The 6,932-nt window shown below is 63.2% G+C and carries 8 protein-coding genes and 2 pseudogenes; 9 read left to right on the forward strand and 1 reads right to left on the reverse strand.

The window, feature by feature from the left end; all coding sequences use genetic code 11:
• The 3 genes and pseudogenes from VK804_RS10395 to VK804_RS10405 all read left to right on the forward strand — a co-directional run.
• Window positions 1-242: pseudogene (locus tag VK804_RS10395) on the forward strand (serine kinase); the annotation flags it as partial.
• 132 nt (window positions 243-374) lie between these two features.
• Window positions 375-776, forward strand: a complete 402-nt coding sequence (locus tag VK804_RS10400; protein ID WP_024509305.1) for a PTS sugar transporter subunit IIA — start codon at window positions 375-377, stop codon at window positions 774-776.
• A complete protein-coding gene (locus tag VK804_RS10405; protein WP_325370646.1) occupies window positions 773-1,102 on the forward strand; it encodes an HPr family phosphocarrier protein in 330 nt (109 codons plus the stop codon). The genes VK804_RS10400 and VK804_RS10405 overlap by 4 nt, the downstream gene beginning before the upstream one ends.
• 36 nt (window positions 1,103-1,138) lie before the next feature.
• Here VK804_RS10405 and VK804_RS10410 read toward each other — a convergent pair whose 3' ends face one another.
• On the reverse strand, window positions 1,139-2,746 hold the full coding sequence (locus VK804_RS10410; protein ID WP_325370648.1) for a glycosyltransferase family 39 protein: 1,608 nt from the start codon (window positions 2,744-2,746) through the stop codon (window positions 1,139-1,141).
• Window positions 2,747-2,860: 114 nt separating this feature from the next.
• Between VK804_RS10410 and lepA the strand changes: the two genes are divergently transcribed.
• The 6 genes and pseudogenes from lepA to VK804_RS10435 form a co-directional block, all read left to right on the forward strand.
• Complete coding sequence (lepA, locus tag VK804_RS10415; RefSeq protein WP_325370650.1) at window positions 2,861-4,666, forward strand: translation elongation factor 4; 1,806 nt, start codon at window positions 2,861-2,863, stop codon at window positions 4,664-4,666.
• A gap of 34 nt (window positions 4,667-4,700) precedes the next feature.
• Window positions 4,701-4,922, forward strand: coding sequence for a DUF4258 domain-containing protein (locus VK804_RS32980; protein ID WP_414642751.1), 222 nt, complete (start codon window positions 4,701-4,703; stop codon window positions 4,920-4,922).
• Window positions 4,923-4,956: 34 nt separating this feature from the next.
• Entirely contained in the window at window positions 4,957-5,166 is a 210-nt protein-coding gene (locus tag VK804_RS10420; RefSeq protein WP_325370652.1) for a DUF2283 domain-containing protein, read from the forward strand.
• Window positions 5,087-5,314: an antitoxin MazE-like protein gene (locus tag VK804_RS10425; RefSeq protein ID WP_325370654.1), complete on the forward strand. Its 228-nt coding sequence runs from the start codon at window positions 5,087-5,089 to the stop codon at window positions 5,312-5,314. Before VK804_RS10420 ends, VK804_RS10425 begins: the two co-directional genes overlap by 80 nt.
• A 225-nt stretch (window positions 5,315-5,539) precedes the next feature.
• Window positions 5,540-6,712, forward strand: coding sequence for an acyl-CoA dehydrogenase family protein (locus tag VK804_RS10430; protein ID WP_325370656.1), 1,173 nt, complete (start codon window positions 5,540-5,542; stop codon window positions 6,710-6,712).
• A pseudogene (locus tag VK804_RS10435) lies at window positions 6,709-6,932 on the forward strand (DUF1801 domain-containing protein); the annotation flags it as partial. The gene VK804_RS10430 and the pseudogene VK804_RS10435, both read left to right, overlap by 4 nt.

Raw genomic sequence — 6,932 nt, forward strand, 5'->3', positions numbered from 1 at the left:
TCGTCGGCCTGGTGGTTGATCTGTCGGCCGTCGACGCGGAACGGCTGCCGGAACCAAGGGCGTTACTCACGCGCATCGACGGTATTTTAATACCCAGGATTCCCGTCGGACAGGATTTTCCGGCGCTGCCGCTGGTGATAGCGGCGCTGACGACAGGCACCAGTTCAGCTCCCGTTCAGCCGCCGGATGATTGTTTGAAGGGGAATGGTAACCATATGATGTCCAGTATCGCGACCGAATAGACCGGCGCAGGCTTCCCGCTCTATCGCTAATTTCCGGGAGAATCGCGCAGATCCCCTCTTGCGCGGGGGCTCTGGATGGTCAAAGTGGCGCGTTCGTGCGGTGCACCAAAAAGCACCCGCGAGGAGTTTTTCATGATTGGTCTAGTGCTTGTGACCCATGGGCGCCTTGCCGACGAGTTCAAGGCGGCGCTCGAACATGTCATGGGTCCGCAAAAACAAATCGAAGCGGTCACGATCGGGGCCGAGGACGACTCCGACCTGTGCCGAAGCGACATCATCGAGGCGGTCAACCGCGTCGACTCCGGCGATGGCGTGGCGATCCTCACCGACATGTTCGGCGGCACGCCGTCCAACCTCGCGATCTCCTGCATGAGCCGACCGAAGGTGGAAGTGCTCGCCGGAATCAACCTTCCCATGCTGGTCAAGCTCGCCAAGGTTCGCGAAGAGCGCTCGCTTCCCGACGCCATCGCCATGGCCCAGGAAGCCGGCCGCAAATACGTCACCATTGCCAGCCGGGTTCTCGCCGGCAAATGAGCGACGACGACGCGTCGCCTGAGAGCAGTGTCGGGCCGACGGTCCCCACCGGCGCGGTGTCGCGCGAACTTCCGATCATCAACAAGCGCGGCCTGCATGCGCGGGCGTCGGCGAAATTCGTCCAGATGGTCGAGCGCTTCAATGCCGAGGTCTGGGTGACCAAGGGCAGCGAGACCGTCGGCGGCACCTCGATCATGGGATTGATGATGTTGTCGGCGGGACCGGGAACATCGATCAGGGTCTCCGCGATCGGCCCCGACGCCGAAGCCGCGATCAATGCGATCACCGATCTCGTCGCCAGCAAGTTCAACGAAGAAGGGCAGTGAGGCTCTTGGTCGTCCCGGCCTGCGCCGGGACGACGGCTACTTCCCCGGCGGTACGATGTAGACTTTCCAGGTAATCGAAGGCCCGGGATGGCCGTGGAAGAAGCGCTCGGTCGTCACCGCCAGTTCCTCGGCGTCCTTGCCGTTCTCGCGCATCCAGGCTTCGCAGACCGGCAGCCGCCCGTCGGTGGTATCGCAGATGCCGATGAAGCCGAGCCGTTTGGCCTCTTCCAGCGAAGTCAATCCGGATGGCCACAACTCGCCCGGCGTCAGCGGCGCCGGATGATCGGGGCTGTAGAACGTCATCGGCTCGCCCACTTCCGTGGTGCCGGCGACCACGGCCCACCGGGAATGGAAACGCGAATGCCAGGCTTCCGTCAGCTCGCGGGCCAGTTGCGAGCGCGCGCCATAGGTCGAGGCGCCGTTCGGATTGACCTTCATCTCCTCGATCGCGATGTAGGGCGAGGCCGCAAGTGCCGCCAGCGAGACGATGAGCCAGATCGCCGTGATGTTGAACAGCGCCATCCGTTGCAGGCGCAGCGCGGGAATCGCCACCAATGCCAGCGGCGTCAGGAAGAACAGCGAGATTCCCCAGTCGGTCTTCATATAGACCGCGAAGATCAGCGCGCCGAGCGGAGGCCCGATCGCGACGATCGACTGGATCAGCCAGACATTGAGCGCCTGCGACGCATTCACGCTTCCGTTGGCGCCGCGCGACCATGCGCGGGTCAAGAACCCCCGCGCCCGCCATGGCGGCACCAATGCCAGCGCGAGCGCGGCCAGCGCAATGGGCACGAGCAACAGCGACAGGTTATGGCCGATATAGCCGAGTACGCGTTGCGCGCTCTCGGCGCGGCTCGACAACCCATAGACATCGCCCGCATAAGTCAGCGGAACGAAATCCACCTGCCACAGCCAGACCAGATGCGGGATCATGGCGACGACCAGCGTGACGATCGCGACCCATGGCGCCGGCGAGCGCAGGAATTTTGCGCGATCGGGATGAATCAGCGCGGCAAGTCCGACGGCGCCGATCATGGTCAGCACCCAGTATTTCGTCATCAGCGCCAGCGCGCCGGCAAGGCCGAGCCAGAGGCCGGCGCGGACACTGCGCTTCTCGAACGCGTTCAGATACGCCAGCACCACCAGCGGCAGCGTGACAAGCTGCAGCAGGTCGGGGTTGTATTTGAAGCCCTTGAAATTGAAGATCGGATAGAGCGCGAGCATCACCACCACGAAGAAGGCGCGGCGGCGATCGACCACGCGCAGCGCGATCAGCCAGCAGATCACAAGCGCAATGCCGAGCGTCGTCATCGCGAGCGCATAGGTGGCCCAGTCCGCGACCGGAAAGGCCTTGAACCAGAGGCCCGAGATCCAGCCCGCCAATGGCGGATGCTTGCCATAGCCGAGCTGGAACTTCTGGCCCCAGGCAAAGCCTTCGGCGACGTCCATATGGACGTCCTGCGCCGCCTTCAGATTGATCAGGATGAAGGTCCAGAGCACGGCATGCGCCGTGGCGAAAGCAATCACCAGCCGCAGGCCAGCCACGGGATCGCCGGCGCAGGCTGCAAGCCAGGCCGCCAGTCGCCGCAGCGACAGTTTTCGGCGCGCACGCGAGGCCGCGGGCAGGAATGACGCAGTCGACATGGCCCTCTGCGTAGCGCGTTTTCGCCATCAGTGGAATCAGCTTGGCGTGAAGAAGCGCCGTTAAATTGGCGCAAACTGGTTGCCGCATGGGGGTGCGAGTGCTATCTCGCGGCCATGACATCCATCCCTGTTTCCAACATCCGCAACTTCGCCATTGTTGCGCATATCGACCATGGCAAATCGACGCTGGCCGACCGCCTGATCCAGATCACCGGCGGCCTGCAGGAACGCGAGATGAAGGAACAGGTGCTCGATTCCATGGACATCGAGCGCGAGCGCGGCATCACCATCAAGGCGCAGACGGTACGGCTGAACTACCAGGCCAAGGACGGCAAGAGCTACATCCTCAATCTGATCGACACCCCCGGCCATGTCGACTTCGCCTATGAGGTGTCGCGGTCGCTGGCGGCCTGTGAAGGCTCGCTGCTCGTGGTCGACGCCAGCCAGGGCGTCGAGGCGCAGACGCTCGCCAACGTCTATCACGCGCTCGATGCCGGCCACGAGATCGTGCCGGTGCTCAACAAGATCGACCTGCCGGCGGCGGAGCCGGACGCGGTCAGGCAGCAGATCGAGGACGTGATCGGCATCGACGCATCCGATGCTGTGATGATCTCGGCGAAAACCGGGCTCGGCATCGACGACGTGCTGGAAGCCATCGTGCACCGGCTGCCGCCGCCGAAGGGCGACCGCGAGGCGTCGCTGAAGGCGCTCTTGGTCGACAGCTGGTACGACGTCTATCTCGGCGTCGTGGTGCTGGTGCGGGTTGTCGATGGCGTGCTGAAGAAAGGCCAGCGCATCCGGATGATGGGCACCAACGCGGCCTACGACGTCGAGCGCGTCGGCTTCTTCACGCCAAAAATGCAGCAGATCGACGAACTCGGTCCCGGCGAGATCGGCTTCATCACCGCCGCGATCAAGGAGGTGGCCGACACAAGAGTGGGCGACACCATCACCGACGACAGGAAGCCGGTGACCGAGATGTTGCCCGGCTTCAAGCCGGCGATCCCGGTGGTGTTCTGCGGCCTGTTTCCGGTCGACGCCGACGATTTCGAGACGCTCCGCGCGGCGATGGGGAAATTGCGGCTCAACGACGCCAGCTTTTCGTTCGAAATGGAAACCTCGGCCGCATTGGGCTTCGGCTTCCGCTGCGGTTTTCTGGGGCTGTTGCATCTGGAAATCATCCAGGAGCGGCTGCATCGCGAATTCGATCTCAACCTGATCGCGACCGCACCGAGCGTGATCTACAAGATGCACCTGACCGACGGCCAGGTGATCGAGATCCACAATCCGATCGACATGCCCGACGTGGTCAAGATCGCCGAGATCGAGGAACCCTGGATCGAGGCCACGATCCTCACCCCCGACGAATATCTCGGCAGCGTGCTGAAACTCTGCCAGGACCGGCGCGGCATGCAGAAGGAGCTCACTTACGTCGGCAACCGCGCCATGGTGAAATACGAGCTGCCGCTCAACGAAGTGGTGTTCGATTTCTACGACCGCCTGAAATCGGTCTCCAAGGGCTACGCCTCGTTCGACTATCATCTCACCGACTACAAGCCGGCCGACCTCGTCAAGATGCAGATCCTGGTCAACAACGAACCGGTCGATGCGCTCAGCATGCTGGTGCACCGCCAGCGGGCGGAGGGCCGCGGCCGCGCGATGGTCGAGAAGATGAAGGAACTGATCCCGCCGCACATGTTCCAGATCCCGATCCAGGCCGCAATCGGCGGCAAGATCATCGCGCGCGAAACCGTCCGCGCGCTGCGCAAGGACGTCACCGCAAAGTGCTACGGCGGCGACATCACGCGCAAACGCAAACTTCTGGAGAAGCAGAAGGAAGGCAAGAAGAAGATGCGGCAGTTCGGCAAGGTCGACATCCCGCAGGAGGCGTTCATCGCCGCGCTGAAGGTGGATAGCTGAAGTGGATTTCAGGGTAGGCGGCGGGGGCTAGCAATTGACGAAGAAGCCCATCGGCCTCACCGCTCACGCGCGGGTCAGGTTGCGAGACCGCGGTATCGACCCCAAATGGATAAGAGAAACGATTCTCGAACCCGACTGGACCGAGGTAGACCCGGGAGACCCGGCCATTGACGAAGATTTCGTGCCATTCCAGAGTTTGGCGGACGCATTCTTCGCGTGGCCTATAGCGAGACAAATTCGAACATTCGCGTTATAAGCGCAATGTTCGACCGGAACGCGAGGCGAAAGCCATGACAGACATGACTTACGATTCAGAAGCTGACGCAGTTTATATCGCCGTCGGTCGCGGCAAGGTCGAGCGGACGGAAGAAGCTGGACCGTTCATTTACGATGTCGACGCCAACGGACTCATCATCGGCATTGAAATCCTCTCCGCCAGCAAGGTTCTGGCGCCGGGAGACTGGAAAAAAGCTGTCTCCCGGGCGGGCGCCGCAGGGTAGAAGACTGGCACGGCTTCGACGCGAGCTTCGCGACCCGCATGTATGGGAAGAAATGCGCCGCGAGGCAGCGATGATGTCCCAACATCCGGAAGACGAGGCCATCAACGACTGGATCGAGGCGGTTTACGATTGGGACAGCTGGAAGTGAAATCAGGCAATCTTGCTTGAAGTTATGCTCCGTCATTCCGGGATGCGCGAAGCGCAGACCCGGAATCTCGAGATTCCGGGTTCGCGGAGCCCGCCATCGGGCCGCGCTTCGCGCGGACCCGTTGGCGCGCCGGAATGACGGGTTCTCCACCTTGATCCTCAGCCCCAGATGGATCACCATTGCGCCCTCGCCGACCAAGAACCCCAGAATGGGCCAAGGAAACGCATGAACAAGCTTCCCGGTTTCGGACTGATCGAGCGCGCCAGGGCGCTTGCGCCTCTGATCGCAGGCGAGGCCGACGAGATCGAGCGCACGCGCCGGCTCACGGCGCCGGTGGTAACGGCGCTGATCGAGAACGGGCTCTACCGGACGCTGTTGCCGCAAAGCCTTGGCGGCGCCGAGGCGCCGCCGGAAGTGTTCATGCAGGTACTGGAGGAGATCGCAAAAGCCGACGCCTCCACGGCGTGGTGCCTCGGCCAGTGTTCGGTCTGCGCCATGACGGCGGCCTATCTCGATCACGACGTGGCGGATCAGATTTTCAATTCGACGCCCGGCATCCTCGCCTGGGGCGCGATCGCCAACGAGGTCAAGGTGGTGCCCGGCGGCTACCGCGTCACCGCGCGCTGGGATTTCGCCTCCGGCTCCCGGCAGGCCAACTGGCTGGGGGCCCACGTCCGGGTCGTCGAGGCCGACGGCGCGACACGGGTGAAGCCCAACGGCGCGCCGGAATTTCGCACCATTCTGTTTCCGGCCAGTAGCGCCACCATGTACGACGTCTGGGACGTGATCGGGCTGAGCGGTACCGGCACCGACAGCTATTCGGTCGAGAACCTGTTCATCCCGGATAATTTTGCCGTATTGCGCGACGATGTCACGGCGCTGCGTGAAAAGGGACCGTTGTACAAGATCACCACCTACTCCATGTTCGGCCTCGGCTTCGCCGCGCTCGCGACCGGCGTCGCGCGCGCCACACTGGACGCCGCAACCGACCTGGCGCGCGGCAAGCAGTCGTTCGGACTTGCGGCGATGCGCGAGAACAGCGCGGTCCAGGGCCTGATCGGCCGCACCGAAGCCAATTTGCGCGCCGCGCGCGCCTATCTCTACGCCACCGCCGCCGCGGCATGGCGCGACCTGACCGAGACCGGCAAGCTCAGCGAAGAACACCGCGCTTCGATGCGCCTGGCGTCGACCTGGACCATCCATCAGTCGGCTCAAGTGGTCGATACCGCCTATCACATGGCGGGCGCCACCGCGGTGTTCAAAGCCAACAAGTTCGAGCGCCGCTTCCGCGACATGCACGCGATCGCCCAGCAGATCCAGGCGCGCGATACGCACTACGAAGATGTCGGCCGCGCGTTGCTGACAGGTGATCTCGCCAAACCACCAACGGCGCGATGACGAAAGCCGCTAAAGCTTCACGTGGCACGGCACGTTCGGGCTTTGCCGATCCAACAGTGGAGGCGACTTTTGACGCCTACCCCAAGCCGCTGAAGGCAAAATTGCTGGCGTTGCGGCGGCTCATCCTCGACACCGCGAAGACCACTAGGGGCGTCGGCGCGGTGGAAGAAACGCTGAAATGGGGCCAGCCGAGCTATCTGACGCCGGAGACCAAAAGCGG

The sequence above is a fragment of the Bradyrhizobium sp. genome, from assembly GCF_035484855.1.
Lineage (GTDB): Bacteria > Pseudomonadota > Alphaproteobacteria > Rhizobiales > Xanthobacteraceae > Bradyrhizobium.